Source organism: Clostridium aestuarii (genome assembly GCF_026735135.1).
GTDB lineage: Bacteria > Bacillota > Clostridia > Clostridiales > Clostridiaceae > Clostridium_H > Clostridium_H aestuarii.
This window is the reverse complement of record NZ_JAPQER010000002.1, coordinates 775,674-799,626: the sequence shown is the minus strand read 5'-3', so window position 1 is coordinate 799,626 and position 23,953 is coordinate 775,674. Positions and strand designations below refer to the sequence as shown.

Genomic DNA, 23,953 nt, shown 5'->3' with positions numbered 1-23,953 from the left:
AATGAAAAATACAGAACGTTTATTTGTGAAAATAAGTAAATCATTTTTGCCATATATAATACTACTAATTATTATAGGAATAAAAGGCGGAGTAGTTATTTCTTTTTTACTTGTTTTTATTCATGAACTTGTACATTATTTAACTGCTAAAAGACTGGGATTTAAGGGTGTGGATATTGAAATTTTACCAATAGGAACTGTATTAAAGTTAAAAAAATTAGATGAAGCTGAACCTAAAGAGGATTTAATAATATCATTAAGTGGTCCCTTAAGTAACTTGTTTTTAGCATTTGTTTTTTATTTACTTAACAGAATATTACCTAATTATTATTTAAGGTTACTGTGTACAACTAATTTAACATTAGGGGCTTTTAATCTTATTCCAGCACTACCTCTTGATGGTGGAAGGATATTAAGAGATATTTTATCCTTTAGAACTTTATATAAAAGAGCTAATAGAATAACTGTTAAAGTGAGTATGATTATTGGATTTTTTATGTTAAGTAGTTTTGGAATCCTATTTCTCCATGGCATAAAGAATATTAATATAGGAATTATTGGAGTCTTTATAATAATTATCTCATATAAAGAAAAAGAAAGGATAGTTTATTTAATTATGGGGGATATTATAAGAAAAAAATATAAGTTTATGAAAAAAGGTTATATAGAAAATAAAAGTATATCCATTTATTATAAAAAGACTTTACTAGAAGCATTAAGTATAGTAGATAAAAATAAGTACAATATTTTTACAGTATTGAACTCTGATATGAAAGTTATAAATAATATATATGAGAATGAACTTATTGAAGCGTTAAAGGTATATGGAAATATAACAATAAAAGAATATTTAAATAGTATTGATGAAATAGACAAGATGGATAAATGGGCAGATATTAGTATGGAAGAATGGAAAGAATGGAAAGAAGAAATAAATAAATAAAAATTACAAACCCAATTAACTAAATTATATAGTGGTTTACTTAAGACAAATTATTTTATTTTTAGAATGTATTATGATAAAATATTATGATAGAAATATACACGGTAATATAACTTAGGAGGAAGTTTGATGAATAAGATTTCAGATGATATATTGTATAAAGTTCAAAAACCTGCTAGATATACTGGTGGAGAGTTGAATTCTTTTCAAAAAGATAAGGATAAAGTTGATATAAGGTTTGCGTTTTGTTTCCCAGATGTTTATGAGGTAGGAATGTCTCATTTAGGAACAAAAATACTTTATTATACGTTAAACCAAAGAAAAGATACATTTTGTGAAAGAGCTTTTGCTCCATGGCCTGATATGGAAGAACAAATGAGAAAAAATGATATACCTATGTATACTTTAGAAACTAAGGATTCATTAAAAAACTTTGATTTTGTTGGTTTTACTTTGCAGTATGAAATGAGTTATACTAATATACTTAATATGCTGGATATGGCAGGCATAACTATAAGAGCTTCTGAAAGAGAAGAAGAAGAACCAATTATTTTGTTTGGAGGACCTTGTGCTTATAATCCTGAGCCACTTTACAATATAGCAGATGTTTTTGCTTTAGGAGAAGGTGAAAATCAACTTGATGAGTTGATGGATTTATACAAAGAATGTAAAAAAAAGGGGCTAAGCAAAAAAGTTTTTTTAAGAAAAGCTGTGCGAATAAGAGGAATATATGTACCGAGTTTATATGAAGACAGTTATAATGAAGATGGAACTATAAAAGAATTTAAACCTAAGTATGAAGATGTTCCAGAAAAAGTTGCAAAGGCTATTGTTTATAATTATAGTGAAGTGGAATTCCCAGATAAGTTAATAGTACCTTATTTGGAAATAGTTCATGATCGAGTTACACTTGAAGCTTTTAGAGGATGCACAAGAGGTTGTAGATTTTGTCAGGCAGGAATGATTTATAGACCAGTTAGAGAAAAGACCACTGAAAAACTATTAGAGCAAGCAGATAAATTATTAAAAGCTACTGGGTATGAAGAGGTCTCTCTTGTATCACTAAGTATTTGCGATTATTCAGATATACAAAATTTAATTATGTCATTAATAGAAAAATATAAAGAAAAGAAGGTAGGGGTGTCTCTGCCATCAATTAGAATTGATGCTTTTTCGGTAGATTTAATAAAAGAAATTCAAAAGGTTAGAAAGACAGGCCTTACTTTTGCACCAGAGGCAGGAAGTCAAAGAATGAGAGACATAATAAATAAAGGAGTTACTGAACAAAACCTTATAGACTCTGTAACTAGCGCTTTTAAGTCTGGTTGGTCAACTATAAAGTTATACTTTATGATTGGTCTTCCTTATGAGAGACATGAAGATATAGTAGGTATAGCTGATTTGGGACAAAAAGTTGTTGAACAATATTATAGTATACCTAAGGAAGAAAGAAAAAAAGGGCTAAAAGTTACTTTAAGTACATCGATTTTTGTGCCTAAAGCGTTTACACCTTTCCAATGGTCTCCACAAAACAAGATGGAAATTGCAAAAGAAAAAATCAAACTTGTAAGAGGAGAAATTAAAAGCAAGAGGATTACATATAACTGGCATGAATCACCAGTAAGCTATATGGAAGCAATATTAGCAAGAGGTGATAGAAAATTATGTGAGGTTATAATTAAAGCTTTTGAAAAAGGAGCCAAATTTGATGGGTGGGATGAATATTTTGATTTAGGTAAATGGTTAAGTGCTATGGAAGAATGTAATGTGGATGGAGATTTTTATGCTTGTCGTGAAAGAAGCTATGATGAAATATTTCCTTGGGATTTTATAGATATTGGAGTGTCAAAAGAATTTCTAATTAGAGAAAATGAAAAGGCAAAAAAAGGAGAACTTACACCAGATTGTAGACAAGGATGTAAAAACTGTGGAATAAATACTAATGAAAAATTTAGAGAGGGGAAGTGCTTCGAAAATGCGTTATTTAATAAAGTTTACGAAGGATAACAGCATAAAATATATCTCTCATTTGGAGTTAATGAGGACCATACACAGAATGATAAGAAGAGCAGAATTGCCTGTTGAATATTCAAAAGGATTTAATCCCCATATAATTTTATCCATAGCACAGCCGCTATCAGTAGGAGTATATTCTAAAGGAGAATATATGGATTTGAATTTTAATGAAGAGACGGATGAAAAATATATAAAGAAAAAGTTAAATGAAAATGTTCCTACGGGTATTAAAATTTTAGATGTAATAAAAGTAAGAGAAAAAATAAATAATAGCAAAGTACCACAAGCTATGGCTGCTATTGAAGCTGCTGAATACGAGCTGGTTTTGAAGTGTAATAATACAAAAAATATTGTGGAAAAGTTAAAAGAATTAGTTAAAAAAAAGGAATGGAATATTATCAAAAAGGGTAAAAAAGGCGAGAAAGAAATTAATATAAAACCTATGATTAAAAACTTTAAGTATAAAATACAGGAAGATGAGTTGAAAGTGAAAACGTTAGTTGCTTGTGGAAGTAAAGAAAATTTATCTGCGCAATTATTAGGGCAATACATTAAAAATAATATGGAAGATATGAATAAAGATTCGTTTATACATATAGAAAGACAAGAAATGTTTGCTTGTGAAAGCAATAAATTTGTATCACTTGACAAATATTTTAAACAGTAATATGGTGATGAAATACTATTAAAGTTTATTAACATAGGGTGATTATTAAATCAAGGAAAGTACCTTATGAATATTTAAAAACAAGTAAAATCAAAGTTAACCTAGAGTTAACTTTGATTTTGTATTTTTATTTATACAGTTATATAAAATAATGTAATTGTGTTTGCAAAGTAGTTTTAAATTTTATTTTAAACATAAATGGGGTATAATCATAATAAGAAGAAAGTGAAGCTTAATTTAAGAGGAGTTTATATTTAAATGAGTTTTTATTTAATAGAGGAAGATGAATTTATTTTTGTACCATACAATTTATTAGCAATTGATTTTGAATTTACTACTACAAGGTTTATAAAAAATAAAGCTAGAAAATATATTCAGGAAATAGTAGAAATAGGTGTAATATATAAAAATGATGATATAACAAAAGAATATACCAGTATTATTAAACCCAGATATTTTACTGAATATAAAAATAAAAACAAACATAATGTATGTGCAGGAAGTTTTTCTTATGGAGATATAGAAAAGGGAATTGATTTAAGCACTATGTTTGAGAAAATAAAAAATATGTATGTTAAAGAAGAAACAATTTGGGTGTCATGGGGAAAAGCAGAGTATGATATATTAAAAATGTTATGTAAAATTTATGGCATAACACTTCCTTTTTTAAAGGAAGATTATATGGATTTATCCTTGGAATTTAGGAAATTTTACAATATAAAACAAAATATATCTTTAGATAAAGCATTGAGCTTGTTAAATATACCTATAATAGATAGGCATAGAGCTTTACCAGATGCTAGAGCACTAATGAATATTATAAATAAAATGTTAGTTCAAGGATATGTATTAAAAGAAGGTTGACATTAATACATGACAACTAGATGAAGGGGTGGCATATTTGGAAGAAGTTTTTATAGAAAGACAAAATGATATTTTAAGAATTGTACTTAGGAATAATGGGAAGCTTAAAGAGTGTTTTATAGAGGAAGAAAGTGATGAACCATGTCCAGGCGAAATTTATAAAGGAATAGTTAAAAATATAGTACCTTCTATAAAATCTGCATTTATAGATATTGGTTTTAAGAAAAATGCCTATATGTATATTCATGGTAAATTTGGAAATACATCCATAAAAAATGGAGATGAACTTTTAGTAGAAATTATGAAAGAACCATTAGGTGAAAAAGGACCTAAAGTTACTAATCAAATAAGTATTCCGGGAAGATATGCTGTTATCATAACTTCAAACAACAACTTGAATTTTTCAAAAAAACTTGGAGACAATGAAGAATTTATACAATACATTAAACAAAATATAGAGAAGCCAAGTGATGTAGGGGTTATGATTAGAACAAATTCATTAAATGTTGAAATAGAAGATATAAATAAAGAAATAACTCAGTTGTATCAGCATTATAAGAAGATAGTCAAAGAAGATGCATATTCAATAAAACCTAAGCTTTTGTATAATGGAGGGGGAACTCTAGGAAGAGTTTTAATAGATATTTTAAGCGAAAATACTGAAAAAGTAATTGTGAATACAGAGAGAGATTATAATTATATAAAAGAGTTTATAAGTAGGAAATCAGATATAAATTTACAAGTAGAATTATATTTAGAAAAACAAAGTCTTTTTAGTTATTATAATATTGAAAAAGAAATTTTATGTTTAAGAAATAATAAGGTTGTACTTCCAAGTGGTGGAAATATTATTATAGATAAAACTGAAGCTATGTATGTAATAGATGTCAATTCAGCAAAAAATACAAAAGAAATTTCTATTGATAAAACTGTGCTTAGTACTAATACTGAAGCAGCAGAGGAAATAGCAGGACAGATTATGATGAGAAATTTAGGTGGAATAATTTTAATTGATTTTATAGATATAAATAATTATGAAGATAAGAAGAAAATAATAAAAATATTAAAAAGAGGATTTAGAGATGATAAGAAAAAAACAGTTATATATCCTTTTACTAAGCTTAATTTAGTACAAATTGCAAGAAAAAGAAGAGGAAAATCTATATATGATTATATTGAAGAAGAATGTGGTATTTGTAAAGGTAAAGGAAATAGAATAAAGCTTTCTTATTTAAATAATCTCATAAAAAATGAAATAATTAAAATAAGTAATGCATGTAAGATAAATGATATATATATAGAAATTGATGAGATATATGAAAAAGATATTTTAGGAGATGTATTACAATTTATAAAAGAAATAGATGCTCTGGATAAAAAAATATATATAAATTTTATGAGCAATTTAGAGTATTTTAAAGTAGAAGCTTTAATTTTTGCAAGCCAGATAAGAAAATTTGAAAACCTTAAGATATATGGTTGAATTTTGCTTTACAAATATTGATGAATATGGTACAATGGCATCTGTAAACCGCACGCATAAGGTTTTATTATAAACACAAAATGATTTGTGTACCGAAAGTGGCGAGACTCTTATTAAGGAGGTGTTTTTAATGTATGCAGTAGTAAAAACTGGTGGAAAACAATACAGAGTTCAAGAAGGCGATATCTTATTTGTAGAAAAGCTAGAGGCTGAAGTTGATTCAACTGTTGAATTAAACGAAGTGCTTGTTGTAAATAAAGATGGAAACTTAGTAGTTGGAACTCCAGTAGTTGAAGGAGCTAAGGTTGTTGCTAAAGTACTTAAACAAGGAAAAGCTAAAAAAGTTATCGTGTTTAAGTATAAGGCAAAAAAAGATTCAAAAAAGAAAAAAGGACACAGACAACCTTACACTAGATTACAAATTGAGAAAATAGAAGCGTAATAATATGATTGATGTATTATTCAAGTTTAAGAAAGAGTGTATTGTAGCATTTGAAATTGAAGGTCATGCAGGGTTTGATGATATTGGAAATGATATTTTGTGTAGTGCAGTGTCGTTTTTGTCACAGGCCACTCTAAATGGGCTTATAGAAATATTAAAAGTGAATGTGCAATATCAAGCTGAAGATGATGGATATTTAAGTGTTAACATAGAAAATGAAGAAGATGAACATATTGAAAAATGTCAAATCTTACTTAAAACTATGTTGCTAGGAATAAAAAATTTAATTAAAGATGGTTACGGAGATTACGTACGTCTATTTGTTAAGGAGGTGTAAAGAATGATAAGAATAAACCTTCAAATGTTTGCCCATAAAAAAGGTCAAGGTGCGTCTAGAAACGGTAGAGATTCTGAATCAAAAAGACTCGGAACTAAATGTGGGGACGGACAATTTGTTCTTGCTGGACATATTTTAGTAAGACAAAGAGGAACAAAAATCCATCCAGGAGTAAATGTTGGCAGAGGGGGAGACGATACCCTTTTCGCTAAAGTTGATGGTATAGTGAAATATGAAAGAGTTGGAAGAGATAAGAAAAAAGCAAGTGTTTATCCAGTAGAATTTGAAAAAGTAGCTGAATAGTTAAAGGCACCCAGTAGGGTGCTTTTTTACTAATTTATTTATTGGGGGAATATAATGAAACAATTTAGTGAATATATTAGTAACCTCAGAAAACAGAGACATGATTTTATGAATGACATACAAGTTATTTATGGATATTTACAGCTTGAAAGAGAGGAACAGGCAAAAAAATACATAGAAGTTATGATAAAGCAAAATGAACAAATAAGTAGTATATATGCTCTAGGTGATGAACATTTTGGTTTTTTTATTGAAAATGTGTTAAAGGATTTAAAAAATAGAGAAATAGAGTTAGATATTAATATAGAAATAAATGAATTTTCAAAAAAAGTATTTGCTAGTGAATACAATAAAAAAATAGATTTAGTAAATAATATATTTAATGAATTAGAAAATAATAAATGTAAATTTATTTATATATATATATTTGAAGATGAATTAGGACAGAGCTTATTAATAGCTAATAATGAATTAGCAGCTGATGAATTAGAGTGGATGGAAGAATGGAAAAAAATTGATTTAAATATAAATGATATAAATTTATATAAATATATATTTAATAATGAATATGCTTATAGGTTAACGTTTGTATAATAAATAAACTAAGGTAAGGTGATACAGAAAATGTTTGTAGATATTGCTAAAATATTTATTAAATCTGGAGATGGAGGAAATGGATGCGTTTCCTTTAGAAGAGAAAAATATATTGCATTAGGTGGACCAGATGGTGGAGATGGAGGAAAAGGCGGCAATGTAATACTTAAAGCTGACAGGAATCTAACAACATTACTGGATTTTAAATATTGTAGAAAATATGAGGCTGAAAACGGAGCAGATGGTAGAGGCGCTAAATGCTTTGGAAAGCATGGCGAAGATTTATATATAAAAGTTCCAATGGGAACGGTAATCAAAGATGCTGAAAGTAATAAAATTATGACGGATTTATCTCATGATGGAGATACTTATATAGTTGCTAAAGGTGGAAGAGGTGGAAGAGGTAACTATCATTTTGCTACGCCAACAAGGCAGGCACCTAGTTTTGCTGAACCAGGAATGCCTGGAGAAGAAAGAACAATCTCATTAGAACTTAAGTTGTTGGCAGATGTAGGACTTTTAGGATTCCCTAATGTAGGTAAATCTACATTGTTATCAATGGTGTCAAAGGCAAAACCTAAAATTGCTAATTATCATTTTACAACTTTAAAACCTAATTTAGGAGTTGTAAAAGTAGAAGGAGTACCAAGCTTTGTTATGGCAGATATTCCAGGTATAATTGAAGGAGCGTCTGAAGGAATTGGACTTGGTTTAAAATTTTTAAGGCATATAGAAAGAACTAGGTTATTAATTCATGTTATAGATATATCAGGAAGTGAAGGTAGAACTCCTATTGAAGATTTTAAAAGAATAAATGAAGAACTTAAAAACTATAGTATAAAACTTTGGGATAGACCACAAATTATAGCAGCTAATAAGAATGATTTATTGTATGATGAAGAAGTTTTTGAAAATTTTAAAAAAGAATTAAACAAAATGGGATATGATAAAGTATTTAAAATATCAGCAGCAACAAGACAAGGGGTAGACGACTTAATAAAAGAGGCTGCTAGGATATTGAGTACAATACCTGTAAAAGATTTAGAAATAGATGAAGAAGAAAAATATGTTGAAGAAGAAAAGAAATTTACTTATGAAATTAAAGTAGAAGGAAATGTATATTCTATAGAAGGAAGTTTTGTAGACAGACTTCTTCAAAGTGTTAATGTATATGATCCTGATTCTTTAAGATACTTTCATAAAGTATTAAAAGATAAAGGAATTATTGATGAACTTAAAAAATTGGGAATTCAAGATGAAGATATTGTAAGACTTAATAATTTTGAATTTGAATTTTTACTATAGGAGGATAAGTATGATAACTAGTAAACAAAGAAGCTATTTAAGAGGTCTTGCTAATAGAATACAACCTATTTTTCAAGTGGGAAAAAATGGGGTTGAAGAAACTTTTTTAAAGCAAGTCAAAGATGCATTAAGAAAGAGAGAGATTGTTAAATTGAAAGTTCTTAATAATAGTGGAATAACAGCAAGGGAAGCGTCGGATATTTTATGCGAAGAAATAAATTGTGAGGGCGTTCAAGCTATAGGGAATGTGGTTGTACTATATAAAAGAGCAAAGGAACCTAAAATAGAGTTACCAAAATAAATAGTTATTAAAACTGCTGAAATTAATTATCAGCAGTTTTTTTATTTTTCATAAAAAATATAGTAAATACTATTAATGGAACTATGACAAAATTTATTAATGATATATAGTTATAATAAATTAATAAATTAATTAATGTAAAATTATTTTGGGTAATAAAAAATGAAAATATAAAAATTAAAATTGTAATTATGTATATATTATATTTACTGTGCAAATTTATTCTTTCTAATAGTTTTAAAATAGCATAAAAAGTTAATATATACTTTACAAACCATCCACCTACCATTTGAAGCATTACAAAAAACTCTCCACTTTCTAAAAAACCAAAGTATCTTACTAATTGAGTTTGTATTAGCTTAGGATATAATATATTTACTGATCTTTTAGGTCCAAAAGTCATTATGATTCCTGTCATAGAAACAATTTGCATTTGTATAACTATAACTAATGCAATTATATTAGTTTTTATTAATTTATTTTTACTATTGCTATCTATATTTACTAGAAAAGGTATAGCTATTGACCAACTGCTGTATAAACCTAGTGATTTAATTACTCCTATTAATAAGTTTAAATCTATGCCATTAGCTAAAATTGGGAAAAGATATTTGCTTTGTTTGTATTTCATTGTCATTACACCTAAATTTATTCCTGCTACCATTATAAAAGCAATAGCTATAATAGTTATAATTATTATAGACCTAAGTCCTTTCTTAATTGAATAGACTGCTGCTAATAAGAAAAATATGAGTATGTACCAATTGGGAGTTTCTAATAGTAAGTTTACATGCATTCCACTAGCTTCAATTGAAGAACTTTCAATTAAAGTTAGAAATAAAGTTAATGTAAATAAAAATAAAAATAAGGTTCCAAATATATTTCCTAATGAAGAGATATATATGGTATGCATATCATAACAATTAGTTTGTTTACAAATCCATAATATGTAAATAGAGAATAAAAATATAAATATAGAAGCTAATATTAGTGATATCCATGAATCTCTTCCTGCATATTCAATAACTAAATTTGGATATGTTTTTAATGCTACTATAGTGGTTCCTAAAATTATAAATATAAAATGTCTAGAATTTAATTTGTTCACTTAGTCACCACCTTTTAAATACATTTTAATACATTTTATAAAATTAAATCATATATAGTTAATTTTTTATAATCATTATAATATTATTTACAAGAAAACGAATAGTATCCCTGTTTCTACAAAAAATAAAATATGAGAAGGACATTATATTATAAGAAGGGATATCAATGGATAAAAGATATATTGATTATATAAAAGAAAAACTAAAGGATAATTTTGATATTAAATATAGGATTATAGAATGTACAGAAGGAAAGATATATGTGATTTTTATAAGTGATTTATGTGATTCAAAATTTATAAGTGAGTATATAATTTCACCTTTAATGCAAAGCAATGTGGTAAATAATATTGAAAATATAAAAGGACAAGTTTTGGTAGCAAATGATATTGGAGATGTGAATTCAGAGGAAGATGCAGTGTTTCACATATTATCTGGAGATGTAGTGATGATATGTGATTTTTGGCAGACTGCAATTTATTGTGAAGCTAAAGGATTTTCGAAGAGAAGCATAGATATTCCACCAACGGAAGCAGTGATTAAAGGCCCTAGAGAAGGCTTTACAGAGGTTAGTGTTGATAATGTTGCGTTGATAAGAAGAAGGATTAAAAATGAAAATTTAAAATTTGAAAGTTTATCTTTAGGTCAAAAATCAAATACTGCAGTGATGATTTGTTATATTAAAGAAACAGCACCTCAAACTTTGGTTAGATATGTAAAAAATATAATTGAAAATATAAATACAGATTTTGTTTTGGACATAAATTATATTGAAGAAAAACTAAAGTATAGTAATACTGTGTTTGATACAATTGGATATACAGAGAAACCGGATATAGCTGCTTCAAAATTATTTGAAGGAAAAGTTATAGTGATTGTAGACGGCTCACCACAGGTGGTTATTGCACCTTATTTTTTCTTAGAACACTTACAAGCGGCTGATGATTATTATTTAACCAAACATTATGTAAATATATCAAGACTTCAAAGGTGGATTGCTTTTTTAGCTGGCCTTTTGCTGCCAGGACTTTATGTTGCTTTAACAACGTATCATTCTTCTCTAATCCCTACTATATTTGTATTTAGATTAGCAAATGCTAGAGCGGGAGTCCCTTTTCCTACTATAGTGGAAGTGTTACTTATGATTATTTTTTTTCAATTGCTAAGAGAAGCGGGGATAAGACTTCCACAACCTACAGGTCAGGCTATGAGTATAGTAGGAGCTCTTATTTTAGGAGAGGCAGCTATTGGAGCTGGATTAGCGTCACAAAGTACTATTGTAGTTGTTGCATTATCTTCAATTGCGACTTTTTTGATTCCCACTTTATATAAAGCTATTTTGACATGGGAAATAATAATATTAATGTTTTCATCACTATTAGGATTACCAGGATTTTATATGGGCTTTTTCATCTTGATTTCACATCTTGCAGTATTGGATAGTTGTGGATATCCTTATTTATATCCACTAGGAACACTACAAACTAAGAAACTTAAAGATGTAGTTGTCAGAGGAAATCTTAGTGAAATATCTAAAAATATATTTGATGAGGATGGGAAATGATGAAAAAGATTATTTGTTTTTTTATTATAATAATTATGAATAGTGTCTTTATAGTCGGATGTTTTAGTTACAAAGATATTAACAAGGTTTTATTTGTTACATCGGTATTTGTTGATATCAATAAAAACAATAACAATCCTATAATGTATGTTGAGGCTTTCAAAGCTAACATAGGAGGTGAAAATGAGGCTGGAAAAGATGAAAGACTTATTTTTAAGGGTACAGGTAAAACTTTATTGGAAACAGTGAGAGATATTGCTTTAGGATCTAGTTTTAAGCTTGATTATACACAAAATAAAGTTGTGGTTTTTACTCAAAGAGCTGCTGAATATGGTTTGGATAATTTTGTTGATTTTTTTGATAGAGACCAAGAATTACTTATAAGATCATATATTGCTATTTGTATTGATGATCCTGAGAAGATAATTAAGCCAAATTATAAGGAAGAAAACTATGTAGGAATATATATTAGGGAGTTAATAGATAATATAGGTGCATCTTCTAGAGCTATGGAATTACCACTAAATGAATTTTATAACCAAAGATTAATTGGTGATAAAATCAATATAGTAACTATAATACAAAAGAAAAAGGATGTTCTACAGAATCAAATAGAAATATCTGGAGGAGCTATAATAAAAGACGATAAGATGGTTGGAGTTATAAAAAGAGAGGAGGGTCAGGGGTTTAATTTTATGATGAATAGTGTGAAATCAGGTACATTAGAACCTGCAAATCCTCAAGAAAATAATAAATTTATAACTTTAGAAATTTTAAATAGTAAGACAAATACAAAGATTGAATATGATGAAAAAGGTATAAAATTAATCAAAAACATACGAGTGAAAACTTCTTTAGCAGAAGTTCAAAAGCAATTTACTATAAATGATAGATCATTAAAGCAACTTGAACAGACAACAGAAAATAACATAAAAAAAGCATGCTATAATATTTTTTATAAATTTAAAGATGAAAATTTAGATGTTTTTGATATTACTGAAGAACTATACAGAAAATATCCAGAAAAAAAGGTTGAAAATATTATGGAAATAATAGATTTAATTGTAAATGTAGATGTTAAAGTGGAATCTGCAAATGATACATTGAATTTTGGTAAGTAGCTTTGCTTTAGATAAAAAATGCATACCTTTTAATTTTACAATAAATTTTACTCTTTTTATGATATACTTTTATATTGTAGAAAATTTATTCTGAATTTTATAATATAAAACAGTATTTGATTTATAAAAAATAAAAAAAAGGATGATATATTGTGAGTAAAAAAGGAATTTTTGGTGGTACCTTTGATCCTATACATAATGGACATTTACATGTAGCATATGAATCATTATATAAATTGCACCTGGATAAGGTTATATTTATGCCATCTGGTAATCCACCTCATAAAACTAATAAAAAATTAACGGATTCATGTATTAGATATAATTTTATAAAAAAAATTATACAAAATGAGGAAAAATTTGATATAAGTGATTATGAAATAAATAAAAAAGGTTTAAGTTATACTTATGAAACTTTAGAGTTTTTTAATAAAATGGAGCCTAAAACTAAATGGTATTTTATAACAGGTGCAGATTGCTTGATGGATATATGTTTATGGAAAAATGCAAACAAGATTTTAGAGTTGTGTGAATTTGTAGTCTTTAATAGACCTGGATACAGCAAAGAGGAAATTATTATGCACAAAAATAAAGTTGAAGAAAAATATAATAAAAAAATTACGTTTTTAGATATACCTATTTTGGAGATTTCTTCTACGAATATTAGAAAAAAAGTAAAAAAAGGAGAAAACATAAGTTATTTAGTGCCAGAAAAATTAGAAGATTTGCTTACAAAAATGAATTTATATAAATTATAATTTATACGGGGGATTTTAAAATGTGGTCAGAGAAAAAAATAATAGAATATTTAAAGAGAAATTTAAAGGATAAAAGATTTAAACATAGTTTAAGTGTTAGAGATACTGCAGTGAAGCTTGCAGAAATTTATGGTGCTAATGTGGAAAAAGCAAAAATAGCAGGACTTGTTCATGACTGTGGTAAATACGTAAAAAATGATGAAATGTTAAATATTGCTGAAAAATATGGGTATAATATAAATGAAGTGTGTTTAGGAAATTCGAATATATTACACGGCGTTGTAGGTGCTTATATTGCAAAAAATACTATGGGAATAGAAGATAATGAAGTATTAGATGCTGTAGTTTATCATACTACTGCTAGAAGAAATATGACTCTTCTTGATAAAATTATTTACATAGCAGATTACATTGAACCTCTAAGAAGTTTTCCAGGGGTTGAAAGAGTAAGAAAGGTAACTTATGAAAATTTGAATGAAGGGTTAATTATGTGTTTTGATAATACTATAAAATATGTAGTTGATAAAGGAGAACTTTTACATAATGATACAATAGAGGCTAGAAATTATATGTTATATTCCCTAAAATGGAGGAAAGATGAGTAAAAAAAGAAAGAAAAATCTTTTTAAAAGTTCAATAATAGTTTTAATATTTGCTATATGTTTGATGCTGTTAAGTGAAAAATATCTACATAAAGGGTTAAATAGTAATCCTGAAGTTGTCAATGATGAAATAGATAATGTGATTGACGATACATATGATGATAAATATAAAAACGATAAGTCAATAAATATTTTAGCTTTAGGAGAAGACATAGGAACTCCAGGAGTCAAAGATAAAAATAATCCTAAAAGAACAGACACAATGATGCTTGTTCATTATAACGATGTACAGAAAAAAGTTAATATAGTATCTATTCCAAGAGATACTTTGATAAGGATTAACAGAAAAAATGCAAAAATTAATGCAGCAAATGCTGTGGGTGGAGCAGAATGTGCTGTAGATGCAGTAGAAAAGCTTTTAAGTCTAGATGTTGATTATTATGTAAAGTTAAATTATGAAGGGTTTAGAAAAATTGTAGATTGCATTGGAGGAATAGATGTAAAAATACAGAATGTTATGAATTATGATGATGATACTCAAGATTTACATATTCATTTTAAAAAAGGTACGATTGTTCATTTAGATGGGGAAAAGGCAGAACAATTTTTCAGATGGAGAAAAAATAATAATGGAACTGGACTTGCGGAAGGCGATCTTGGAAGGATACAAAATCAGCATATTTTTATAGATAAAGTTGTTGAAAAAGTTAAAAGTCCTAAAATAATACCAAGAATTCCAGCAATTCTTATGATCTTGCCTAAATATTGTCAAACAAACATGTCAATTGATGATATAATGAAATACGGATATAATTGTATTAGTGCTAATCAAATTAGTATGTATAGTTTAAAAGGAGAAACCGAATATTTAGAAGAAATTTCTTATTTCATTTATGAAAAACAATACAATAAAAAAATTTTGGATGAAATACATGACATTAAAGTGAATAAAGAACAAGCTAGGATGAATAAAAATAAAATTGTATTTTTAAATGGAGTGAATAAAACGAGGTTGCTTACTAATTATAGAAAATAGCTTTAAGACAAGAAAAAGACACTATTATGCTAATACAAATGAATAAAGTAAAATCAAAATTCATGTTATTGTAGTTAAAAAGCAAACAAATGTATTATATAAAAGGATTTAGTATTAAAAATATAGAAAAAAGTAGTTAAAAAATAAAAAATTTGATATAATAGTTATGTTGTGTAAAAATAACAATTACATAAAATATAAAATGAAAACTAGGAGGAATATAAAATGAAAAAAGAAATTATTAGTACTAAAAAAGCACCAGGTGCAGTAGGTCCATATTCACAAGCAGTTAAGGTGGGAAATTTATTATTTACTTCAGGTCAAGTTCCAATAAATCCAGAAAACGGAGAATTAGTTACTGGTGATGTAGCAGCTGCTGCAGAAAGAGTTATGCAAAGTTTAAAAGCAATTTTAGAAGAAGCAGGAACTGATTTTTCTAAAGTAGTAAAAACTACTGTTTTATTAAGTGATATTAATGATTTTGGAAAAGTAAATGAAGTTTATGGTAAGTACTTCCCTTCTGAACAACCAGCAAGATCTTGCTTCCAAGTGGGAAAACTTCCATTAGGCGCATTACTTGAAATAGAAGTTATAGCTATAGTTGAGTAATAAATTAGTTTTTAATGTAAATGCTGATGAGGATAATTTAAAGCTTAATGAGTATTTACGAAGTATAGCTAAATTTTCTAGCAGATTTAGTAGAAAAGCTGTACGAGATGGGCATGTGAAAATAAACGATAATAATGTTACTTTATATACTAGAGTAAGAGCTGGAGATAGAATTGAAGTTGAAATTGAAAAAAAAGAAGAACAACAAGATATTGTTCCAGAAAAAATACAGCTTGATGTAATATATGAAGATTGTGATATTATTATAGTTAACAAGCCCTCCAATATGATAGTGCATCCAACTAGGAATTATCCTAATGGAACACTAACTAATGGATTATTGTATTATTTTAAAGAAAAAAATGAAAAGAGCATTGTAAGACTAGTTAGTAGACTTGATAGAGATACAACTGGCTTAATACTTGTGGCTAAAAATTCTTTTAGTCACATGGCTCTTGCTAGGGATATGGATAAAGCTGAATTTCAAAAAAATTATTTAGCAATTGTTCATGGAAATCTTAAAGAGAAAAAAGGAATAATACATAAACCTATATATAAATGCGAGGATGGAAGTATTAAACGAGTTATAGACAAAAGGGGTCAAGAAAGTATAACTCATTTTGAGGTTGTGGAGAGTTTTAATGATGCAGATCTAGTTAAGCTTACTTTAGAAACAGGAAGAACACATCAGATAAGAGTACATTTAAGTAGTATAGGACATCCCATTTTTGGAGATACTTTATATGGAAATGAAGTAAGAAAATATATTGATAGACAGGCTTTACATGCATACAGGCTACAAATTCCTCATCCTAGAACATCACAAATATTAAATTTTGAGTGTGGATTGCCTAATGATATGAATGAGCTTTTAACGAAACTTAAAAAAAGTTATAAAGTATAAAAGAGCACAAATATAAATGTTTAAATTTGTGCTCTTTTATTATTTAAAGTTTTTGTACTTAGACATATAAATCTTTTCGCGTATCTTTTCTTTTCTTTTTCTTCTTTTTTTGTCTCTAATTTTTTTTCTTATTCGTAACATAATAATTGCTAGTATTAATAATATAGAAGTAAATTTTAATATTTTCAATAAGAATGATTTTATCATATTAAAATTAAATTTTTCACTAAAATTAAACAAAGGTTTTTTGGATGAATAATCAATGCCACTAGCTAAGTTTAAGGTTCCTATACGCTTATCTTTGTATAATATAGAAGCAGTTAATATATTATCTCCTCTTTTAAAAGACTTTTCACTTAAATCTTTATTATTTATTTTTAGCGTAGGAACTTCATTTGATGAGCTGTTTTTTACATAATAAAAGTTTTCACTAGCTAAAAGGGGGATTTTAATATTATCATTTATAGTATATTCAGTTAGGTGATCTCCTTCTAAATAGAATGTTTCTAAAGAAAAATTGTCAAAACCATAATCAAATAATTTTCGTACATCTGACCAATAAGTACGTTCTGAATCATGAAGTAGGACAGCTATAAGCCTCTGTCCATTTTTTGATGCAACAGATACATAAGAATGCTTTGATTGAACAGTATAGCCAGTTTTACCACCTTCACATCCCTCATAATAATATTCTGAGTTAGGTTGAATTAACCTATTTTTATTCCAAATTGGACGTTTTTCTTTGCTCTTGTTTGTAGGTTCTATGTAGTACATTGTAGTGGTTGCAATTTCTTTAAATTCTTTATGTTTGCTAAGTTCTTTTAATATTAATGCAAGATCCATTGCACTTGTTCTATGGGCAGCATCGTATAGCCCGTGAGGGTTTACAAAGTTAGTATTTTGACAACCTAATTCTAAAGCTCTTTTATTCATTAATTCACTAAATGTATCAATAGAACCTGAAATGTGTTCTGCTAGTGCTTGTGCACAATCATTACCAGATTGTAATAATAATCCATATAATAAATCTTTTACAGATAATTTTTCACCTTCCAAAATTCCTATTCTACTTCCTTCTACAAAAGGAGGTTTTTTACCTATCTTTACTATATCGTCCAATTTACAATTTTCAAGAGCTAAAAGAGCGGTCATGATTTTAGTAGTAGAAGCTGGAGGGTACTTTGAATCTTGATTTTTAGAATATAATATTGAGCCAGTTGTTGCATCCATCAACACGACCCCATCAGCAGATATTTTAGGGGGTACATTTTTGGCTTCAGCTTTATTTGCTGTCAGTGAAAATATTAATATAAAGGCTAGTATGTATGTTATTAGTTTGTTCATCATATACCTCCTGAGTTTTATATGAATAGTATAACAAAAAAAATTAATCATATCAAAAATAGAATGGAAAGTTAATTTGTTTTTTAAATAAGGAAATTGCATAATTTCAAAATTACATAGCTACATGCAAGTTCTATTATTCACTGCTTCGAAAATTTATCTTTTGAGGTTTAGGATAAGCTCGAAATATAGCGAAAAAAATTTTTAAAGCGTTGTTCACAACAAAACTTGTATTTTAAATTTTAATTATGTAATTTCCTTAAATAATAAAATTTAAGAATGTAAGTTATTAAATTTTATGTTGATGTCAATAATGATTAACTAGGACATTAAAAATGGAGGATAAAATGCTAAATAGGGAAAAATTGATTGGATCAATAGCAATGATAGTAGGATGTACAATTTTTTTGATAGTTGGCTGTTTACTATCAAAACCTCAATGCTGTAATAATGAAGATATTTTTGTTAGCAGTAGTAATAAAAAATTTGAAAAAAATGATAAAGTGATTGTAGATAATTCTAAAGAAAATAACTTAAATGATAATATAAATTCAAATGAATATAAAAATATTGTTGTTGAGATTAAGGGCGAAGTAAAAAAACCTAATGTATATACAGTAGAATATGGAAGTAGGGTAAAGGATTTAGTAGAAAAAGCAGGTGGATTTACAGATAAGGCAGATAGTTTAAGTATAAATTGTTCAATGAAGCTTAAGGATGAAGATTGCATAATTGTATATAGTAAAAATCAAATTAAAAATTCATTAAAAGTAAATACTATAAATATATCTAATTCAATTTCAAATGCTAAAAGTAGCAATAAGATAAATATAAATACTGCGACAAAAGAGGAATTAAAAACATTACCCGGTGTTGGAGACACTATTGCTCAAAAAATAATAGATTATAGAGAAGAAAATGGAGAGTTTTCATCAATTGATGATTTAACCCAAATAGATAGGGTAGGTTCTAAAACATTAGCAAAGCTTAAGGATAAAATAGAAGCCAGATGAATATAAATTAATAATTTTGAATTGGAGCAAGAAAAATGCTATAATATTATAGCTACATAATGTTTGAAATATATAAAATAAAAAAGAAAAAGGAGTAATGATTGATGGAAGAAACATTAACACAACCATATGAACAAAAACTTGAACAAGAACTTGAACAAGAACTTGAACAAGAACAACAATTTGAACAAGAACAAGAATTAATAAAACCTATAAAAAAAGTTATATTTAAACATAACACTAAAGAAAGATTAGGTGTAGAAGTAAATTTAACTGAAGGTAAGGAATATGAAGTGTTAAGTGTAAAAATACCTTTTCAATATGAAATCAAACCATCAGTTAATAACACTGTGTTATATCTAATTGAAGATGATAATAATGAAAAAAACTATTTTCGTGAAAATTATTTTAAAGATAACAATAATAAAAAATAAATTAGTGAGCCTTTTTAGGCTCACTATTATTTTTTTACCTATTTAGTTAAAGAGTTTTATTTTATGAACGACTATTATCATAGGATTATGTTAATGGTAATTAGAATATAATAAAATATGTAATGAAAAAGATGAGGGATTTTTATGAAGGCTTGGTATAATTATAGTTGGAATGATATAGTAAAAGAACTTAGAAGTGATATTCATAAGGGGCTTTCAAAAGAAAAAATAGAAGAAAATAGAGAAAAATATGGAGCAAATAAAACATTAAATATAAAACAGAAAAATTTCGGAAGTTTATTTTTAAAGCAGCTTATAAATTTATATGTAATAGTTGGAATGATAATATGTTTACTATTATTTTATAGTAGCAAGATTCAACTTGCTACTATTTTGGGACTAATAATTTTTTTATGTGCTATCCTTTATACGCTTATAGATTATGAAAATGAAAAAAAATTAAAAGAGCTAAAAAAGATAACTCCTAAAGAGACTATGGTTATTAGAGATGGCAAATGGAGTAGAATTGATTGTGAAGAACTTGTTGTAGGTGATATTGTTTATTTGGAAAGAGGAGACATAGTTCCAGCAGATTTAAGACTTATAGAATGTAATAAATTAAAGATTAAAGAATCTGCTGTCACTGGTGATATTGGTGTTATAGAGAAATATCAAACTAAAATAGAAGATAAAGAAATATTATTGACTGACATGAAAAATTTAGTTTTTAAATCTTCTTTTGTTATAGATGGAAATGCTAAAGCTATTGTAGTTACTGTTGGAGAAGGTACTCAAATAAGGAGAATAACAAAATGGTTTTTAGAAGAAAAACATGGTAAAAATATTTTAGGAAAGAATATAACAAATATGATAAATATTTTGACTATAGTTTATATTATAGCAATATGTATTATAGGAATATATAGTTTTAATGTTAAAGCTGATATAGAAAAAATAATAACATTAATATCTATTGGATATTTAACGCTAGTGCCGCTAGAAACAATAATAATTACTACCATTATATTGTTAAATATTAAAAACAAAGTAAAAAAACTGGGCGTTGAACTTAAGGGGATTTCTTCAATTCAAATGCTTTCCAAGACCGATGTTATTTTTGTAGATAAGATAGGAACTTTAACAGAAAATCAGATGTATGTTAGAAAAATATATTCTTGTGAAAAAATTATGGAAGTTGATTCTAAAGAAATACATATAGATGAAGATAATATAGATAGAATTTTAAATATTGGTATTTTGTGTAGTGATGCTAAAAGAAATACTGATGGAGAAATTATAAAAGGAGATTTGATTGAAAAAGCTCTTGTAATGTATGGAATAAAAAAATCAATTTATAAAAAGGAATTAGATAAAATATATAAAAGAACATTTCAAATACCTTATGATACAGATAAGAGAATTAAGACATCGTTAAATAAAATAGATGATAATTATAGAGCAAATGTTAGAGGAGCAGTGGATAAACTTTTAGAAAGATGTACTCATATAATGAAAAATGGTGTAGAAATAGAATTGACCGTTGAAGACACAAATCAAATAAAAGATGCACATTTAAATATGTCTAATGAATGTCTTTTAGTTGAAGGTTATGCATATAGAAATTTTCATTATCAACCTACTGTTAATGAAAATATTGAAAGTAATTTAGTTTTTGTTGGATTAATAGGATTTGAAAATCCTATTAAAGAGAATATGAGTGAATATTTGAACTATTGTAGAAGTTTAGCGATAAAGCCAGTGATCATGACTAATGATAATAAAGTTACTGCATTAGCTTTTGGTAAAAAATATGGAATTTTAAATAGGAATGATATGGTTTTATCTGAAGTAGAAATGGAACATATGACTGATGATGAAGTTGAAAAATTTATTGAAAGAATAGGAATTTATTGTAAAATATCTGCTGAAAATAAATGGAGAATTGCGTATGGTTTTAAAAAGTTGGGATATAATCTAGCAGTTGCTGGCAACAAATTTACTGATTTGCCTAGTTTTCAAGCAGCAAATGTAGGTATTGCAACAGGTGAAAACTGTACTAATATTGCTAAAAAATTAAGTGATATATATGTTAAAGATAATGATTTTATGAATATTCTTTCATTTATAGAAGAGAGTAAAAAAGTAATAAAAGTTTTAAAGGATATATTAAGTTTCATTTTAATAATATCTGCAGGTGAATTTTTAGGAGTGCTATTCTCTATATTTCTAGGATGTCAGTTCCCTATAAATGCTAAAGTGTATTTAATTATAAATTTTGTAGTAGTATTTTTAAATTCATTACTTATATATAGTGAATATCAAAATATTAAAATTAATAAATATGAAAATATTTTAATAGATAAAAATATTTTTAAAAGTTTTAATTTAGGAATGCTGTTATATGGAATTTGTTTTGGGGTTTTTCCTATATTAGTTTTTTATTTGGAAAGAAAAAATAGTAGCCTTATAGGGCAAGTAAATGCTTTTATTTTAACTTATTTTGGTATTATGGTATTTGTTTATTATTTTATAGAATTTAAAAAGAGTTTAAAAAACAAAGTAATAACCATGGTTATGATAATTAATGTGATTTTAGCAATTCCTATTTTATCAATAATTTATAATGAGAAATTATTAAATATACTAAAAAGTAGCTTAGTTCATTTAAAAATAACAGCAATTATTTTGATTATTGAAATAGCAATAGTTGCGTTTACTAAAGAAGTAGATAGAGTTTAAGGGATTAAACCTCCAGGTGTTTGGCTAAATTAATACATGGAGGTGTTTTTGTATGTGTGATAGAATTGTAGCAAATATTTATGAGGATAAAAAACTATGAAAAGACCGCTTATTTATTATGCTATAGCTGTATTTATGGGATGTTTTTCTTCAATTGTTTTAGATAGTAGTATTTTATTTGGTACGGTTATAGCGGTATTATTTTTTGTTAGTATTTTTTTTACACTAGACAGTAAATTGTTTATTATTATAATCTCATTCTTTTTTATTGGATGTTTTAGCATATATATATATTTTAATTTTTCACTTAGCAAAAAAGCTGATTTTAGAATTATCGAGAACAAAAATAGATATTGTATTGCTAAATGTAAAGGTAGAAAAATAATACTTTTAGGTAATACAAATAGATTAAAAGATGGATATGAAATAACTGCAACAGGGAATTTTACATATAATAAGAACTACTTTAATGGTGTTGTAGGGACATATAGAGTAGAAAAATACATAGAAAAGAATAAAGACTTTATTTGTAAATTATATGACATGAAAAGAAATATATATTACAGTTACTCTGAAATATTAGGTGGGGAGAAAACAGGAATAATTATGGCTACCGCTTATGGTGATACAAAGTACTTATCACAACAATATAAAGATCAATTTAATAGACTGGGAATTTGTCATATAATTAGTGTATCAGGTTTTCATATGGCTTTAGTATATAAAATTCTAGAATGTATTATAGGAGTTAAATTAGCACTAGTAAGTTCCTTTGCTTATTTAATGTTTACAGGTGCAAAGGCAGCTACAATTCGTGCATATGTGATGATATTTATATTAAAGTTATCAAAAGTAGTTTATAAGAACTATGACAGTATTTCAGCACTTAGTTTAGCTGCGATTATTTTATTTTTAATAAGACCTTATTATATTTTGAATATTGGTTTTATGTTGTCTTTTTTATCTACACTAGGTATAATTTTATATAGAAAAAAAATAAAAAGAGTACTATATAAACTACCTGAGAAGATAAACAACAGTTTAAGTATAACTTTAAGTGCTCAAATATTTTCAATGCCATATGTAATGTGTACTATTAATAATATAAGTTTGTTTTTTATACCTGCAAATTTAATTCTTGTGCCATTATATTCGGTTCTTATATTTTTAGCCAATTTAGGAGTTTTAGTGTATAAAGTTACTCCCATATTTAAAATTATTACTTCAATTTTATATTTAATTATTACTGCTATAGATGGAGCAAATTATATACTACTTAAATTTGCACCACCTATTATAATATATAATTATTTTTATGGAATTGATTTAATGATATTATTTATGAGCTATGTGTTTGTAAAGAAAGGTTACAGGATAGTAAAATATGTTCCTCTGTTATTGTTATGTTTTATTATTGTTTATAACGTGATATAATAAAAAATACTGTATGAATTTAAACATAGGG

24 protein-coding genes are annotated in these 23,953 nt (G+C 26.7%); 22 read left to right on the top strand and 2 right to left on the bottom strand.

Annotation, left to right across the window (positions count from 1 at the left end):
• Position 1: 1 nt before the first annotated feature.
• The 11 genes from OW763_RS07975 (at position 2) to yhbY (ending at position 9,255) form a co-directional block, all read left to right on the top strand.
• Complete coding sequence (locus OW763_RS07975; protein WP_268040562.1) at positions 2-943, top strand: M50 family metallopeptidase; 942 nt, start codon at positions 2-4, stop codon at positions 941-943.
• Between the two features lie 129 nt (positions 944-1,072).
• Positions 1,073-2,950, top strand: a complete 1,878-nt coding sequence (locus OW763_RS07970) for a TIGR03960 family B12-binding radical SAM protein (protein WP_268040561.1) — start codon at positions 1,073-1,075, stop codon at positions 2,948-2,950.
• Positions 2,919-3,626, top strand: coding sequence for a TIGR03936 family radical SAM-associated protein (locus tag OW763_RS07965; RefSeq protein ID WP_268040560.1), 708 nt, complete (start codon positions 2,919-2,921; stop codon positions 3,624-3,626). The genes OW763_RS07970 and OW763_RS07965 overlap by 32 nt, the downstream gene beginning before the upstream one ends.
• A gap of 258 nt (positions 3,627-3,884) precedes the next feature.
• Complete coding sequence (locus tag OW763_RS07960; protein WP_268040559.1) at positions 3,885-4,490, top strand: 3'-5' exonuclease; 606 nt, start codon at positions 3,885-3,887, stop codon at positions 4,488-4,490.
• Positions 4,491-4,527: 37 nt separating this feature from the next.
• Positions 4,528-5,973: an Rne/Rng family ribonuclease gene (locus OW763_RS07955; protein ID WP_268040558.1), complete on the top strand. Its 1,446-nt coding sequence runs from the start codon at positions 4,528-4,530 to the stop codon at positions 5,971-5,973.
• A 130-nt stretch (positions 5,974-6,103) separates the two neighbouring features.
• Positions 6,104-6,415 (top strand): 50S ribosomal protein L21, encoded by a 312-nt coding sequence (rplU, locus tag OW763_RS07950; RefSeq protein ID WP_268040557.1) that lies wholly within the window; start codon positions 6,104-6,106, stop codon positions 6,413-6,415.
• A 4-nt stretch (positions 6,416-6,419) separates the two neighbouring features.
• Positions 6,420-6,752: a ribosomal-processing cysteine protease Prp gene (locus tag OW763_RS07945; protein ID WP_268040556.1), complete on the top strand. Its 333-nt coding sequence runs from the start codon at positions 6,420-6,422 to the stop codon at positions 6,750-6,752.
• A 3-nt stretch (positions 6,753-6,755) separates the two neighbouring features.
• On the top strand, positions 6,756-7,055 hold the full coding sequence (rpmA, locus tag OW763_RS07940; RefSeq protein ID WP_268040555.1) for a 50S ribosomal protein L27: 300 nt from the start codon (positions 6,756-6,758) through the stop codon (positions 7,053-7,055).
• Between the two features lie 54 nt (positions 7,056-7,109).
• The gene (locus OW763_RS07935) at positions 7,110-7,649 is read left to right on the top strand and encodes a Spo0B domain-containing protein (protein ID WP_268040554.1); all 540 of its coding nucleotides are present in this window, start codon (positions 7,110-7,112) and stop codon (positions 7,647-7,649) included.
• Between the two features lie 30 nt (positions 7,650-7,679).
• Positions 7,680-8,954, top strand: a complete 1,275-nt coding sequence (obgE, locus tag OW763_RS07930) for a GTPase ObgE (RefSeq protein WP_268040553.1) — start codon at positions 7,680-7,682, stop codon at positions 8,952-8,954.
• Positions 8,955-8,964: 10 nt separating this feature from the next.
• The gene (gene yhbY / locus OW763_RS07925) at positions 8,965-9,255 is read left to right on the top strand and encodes a ribosome assembly RNA-binding protein YhbY (protein ID WP_268040552.1); all 291 of its coding nucleotides are present in this window, start codon (positions 8,965-8,967) and stop codon (positions 9,253-9,255) included.
• Between the two features lie 22 nt (positions 9,256-9,277).
• On the opposite strand, the gene OW763_RS07920 is transcribed toward yhbY, so the two are convergent.
• Entirely contained in the window at positions 9,278-10,363 is a 1,086-nt protein-coding gene (locus OW763_RS07920) for an endospore germination permease (RefSeq protein ID WP_268040551.1), read from the bottom strand.
• Positions 10,364-10,530: 167 nt separating this feature from the next.
• Here OW763_RS07920 and OW763_RS07915 point away from each other — a divergent pair, with 167 nt between their 5' ends.
• From OW763_RS07915 to OW763_RS07885, 7 genes are all read left to right on the top strand, one after another.
• Positions 10,531-11,928, top strand: coding sequence for a spore germination protein (locus tag OW763_RS07915; protein ID WP_268040550.1), 1,398 nt, complete (start codon positions 10,531-10,533; stop codon positions 11,926-11,928).
• Positions 11,928-13,049 (top strand): Ger(x)C family spore germination protein, encoded by a 1,122-nt coding sequence (locus tag OW763_RS07910; protein ID WP_268040549.1) that lies wholly within the window; start codon positions 11,928-11,930, stop codon positions 13,047-13,049. Before OW763_RS07915 ends, OW763_RS07910 begins: the two co-directional genes overlap by 1 nt.
• Positions 13,050-13,201: 152 nt before the next feature.
• Positions 13,202-13,807 carry a nicotinate-nucleotide adenylyltransferase gene (nadD, locus tag OW763_RS07905; protein ID WP_268040548.1) on the top strand — a complete coding sequence of 202 codons (606 nt, stop codon included), beginning with the start codon at positions 13,202-13,204 and terminating at the stop codon, positions 13,805-13,807.
• Positions 13,808-13,827: 20 nt separating this feature from the next.
• A complete protein-coding gene (gene yqeK, locus OW763_RS07900) occupies positions 13,828-14,412 on the top strand; it encodes a bis(5'-nucleosyl)-tetraphosphatase (symmetrical) YqeK (protein WP_268040547.1) in 585 nt (194 codons plus the stop codon).
• Entirely contained in the window at positions 14,405-15,445 is a 1,041-nt protein-coding gene (locus tag OW763_RS07895) for an LCP family protein (protein WP_268040546.1), read from the top strand. The genes yqeK and OW763_RS07895 overlap by 8 nt, the downstream gene beginning before the upstream one ends.
• A gap of 225 nt (positions 15,446-15,670) precedes the next feature.
• Positions 15,671-16,054: a RidA family protein gene (locus tag OW763_RS07890; protein ID WP_268040545.1), complete on the top strand. Its 384-nt coding sequence runs from the start codon at positions 15,671-15,673 to the stop codon at positions 16,052-16,054.
• Positions 16,047-16,958 carry an RluA family pseudouridine synthase gene (locus OW763_RS07885; RefSeq protein ID WP_268040544.1) on the top strand — a complete coding sequence of 304 codons (912 nt, stop codon included), beginning with the start codon at positions 16,047-16,049 and terminating at the stop codon, positions 16,956-16,958. Before OW763_RS07890 ends, OW763_RS07885 begins: the two co-directional genes overlap by 8 nt.
• Positions 16,959-16,997: 39 nt before the next feature.
• Here OW763_RS07885 and OW763_RS07880 read toward each other — a convergent pair whose 3' ends face one another.
• Entirely contained in the window at positions 16,998-18,302 is a 1,305-nt protein-coding gene (locus OW763_RS07880) for a D-alanyl-D-alanine carboxypeptidase family protein (protein WP_268040543.1), read from the bottom strand.
• Positions 18,303-18,649: 347 nt separating this feature from the next.
• On the opposite strand from OW763_RS07880, the gene OW763_RS07875 reads away from it, so the two are divergent.
• The 4 genes from OW763_RS07875 (at position 18,650) to OW763_RS07860 (ending at position 23,922) form a co-directional block, all read left to right on the top strand.
• Complete coding sequence (locus OW763_RS07875) at positions 18,650-19,315, top strand: helix-hairpin-helix domain-containing protein (protein WP_268040542.1); 666 nt, start codon at positions 18,650-18,652, stop codon at positions 19,313-19,315.
• Between the two features lie 104 nt (positions 19,316-19,419).
• Positions 19,420-19,749 carry a hypothetical protein gene (locus OW763_RS07870; protein ID WP_268040541.1) on the top strand — a complete coding sequence of 110 codons (330 nt, stop codon included), beginning with the start codon at positions 19,420-19,422 and terminating at the stop codon, positions 19,747-19,749.
• 144 nt (positions 19,750-19,893) lie between these two features.
• The gene (locus OW763_RS07865; RefSeq protein WP_268040540.1) at positions 19,894-22,488 is read left to right on the top strand and encodes an HAD-IC family P-type ATPase; all 2,595 of its coding nucleotides are present in this window, start codon (positions 19,894-19,896) and stop codon (positions 22,486-22,488) included.
• Positions 22,489-22,584: 96 nt separating this feature from the next.
• Positions 22,585-23,922 (top strand): ComEC/Rec2 family competence protein, encoded by a 1,338-nt coding sequence (locus tag OW763_RS07860; RefSeq protein ID WP_268040539.1) that lies wholly within the window; start codon positions 22,585-22,587, stop codon positions 23,920-23,922.
• The last annotated feature ends 31 nt before the right edge of the window (positions 23,923-23,953 follow it).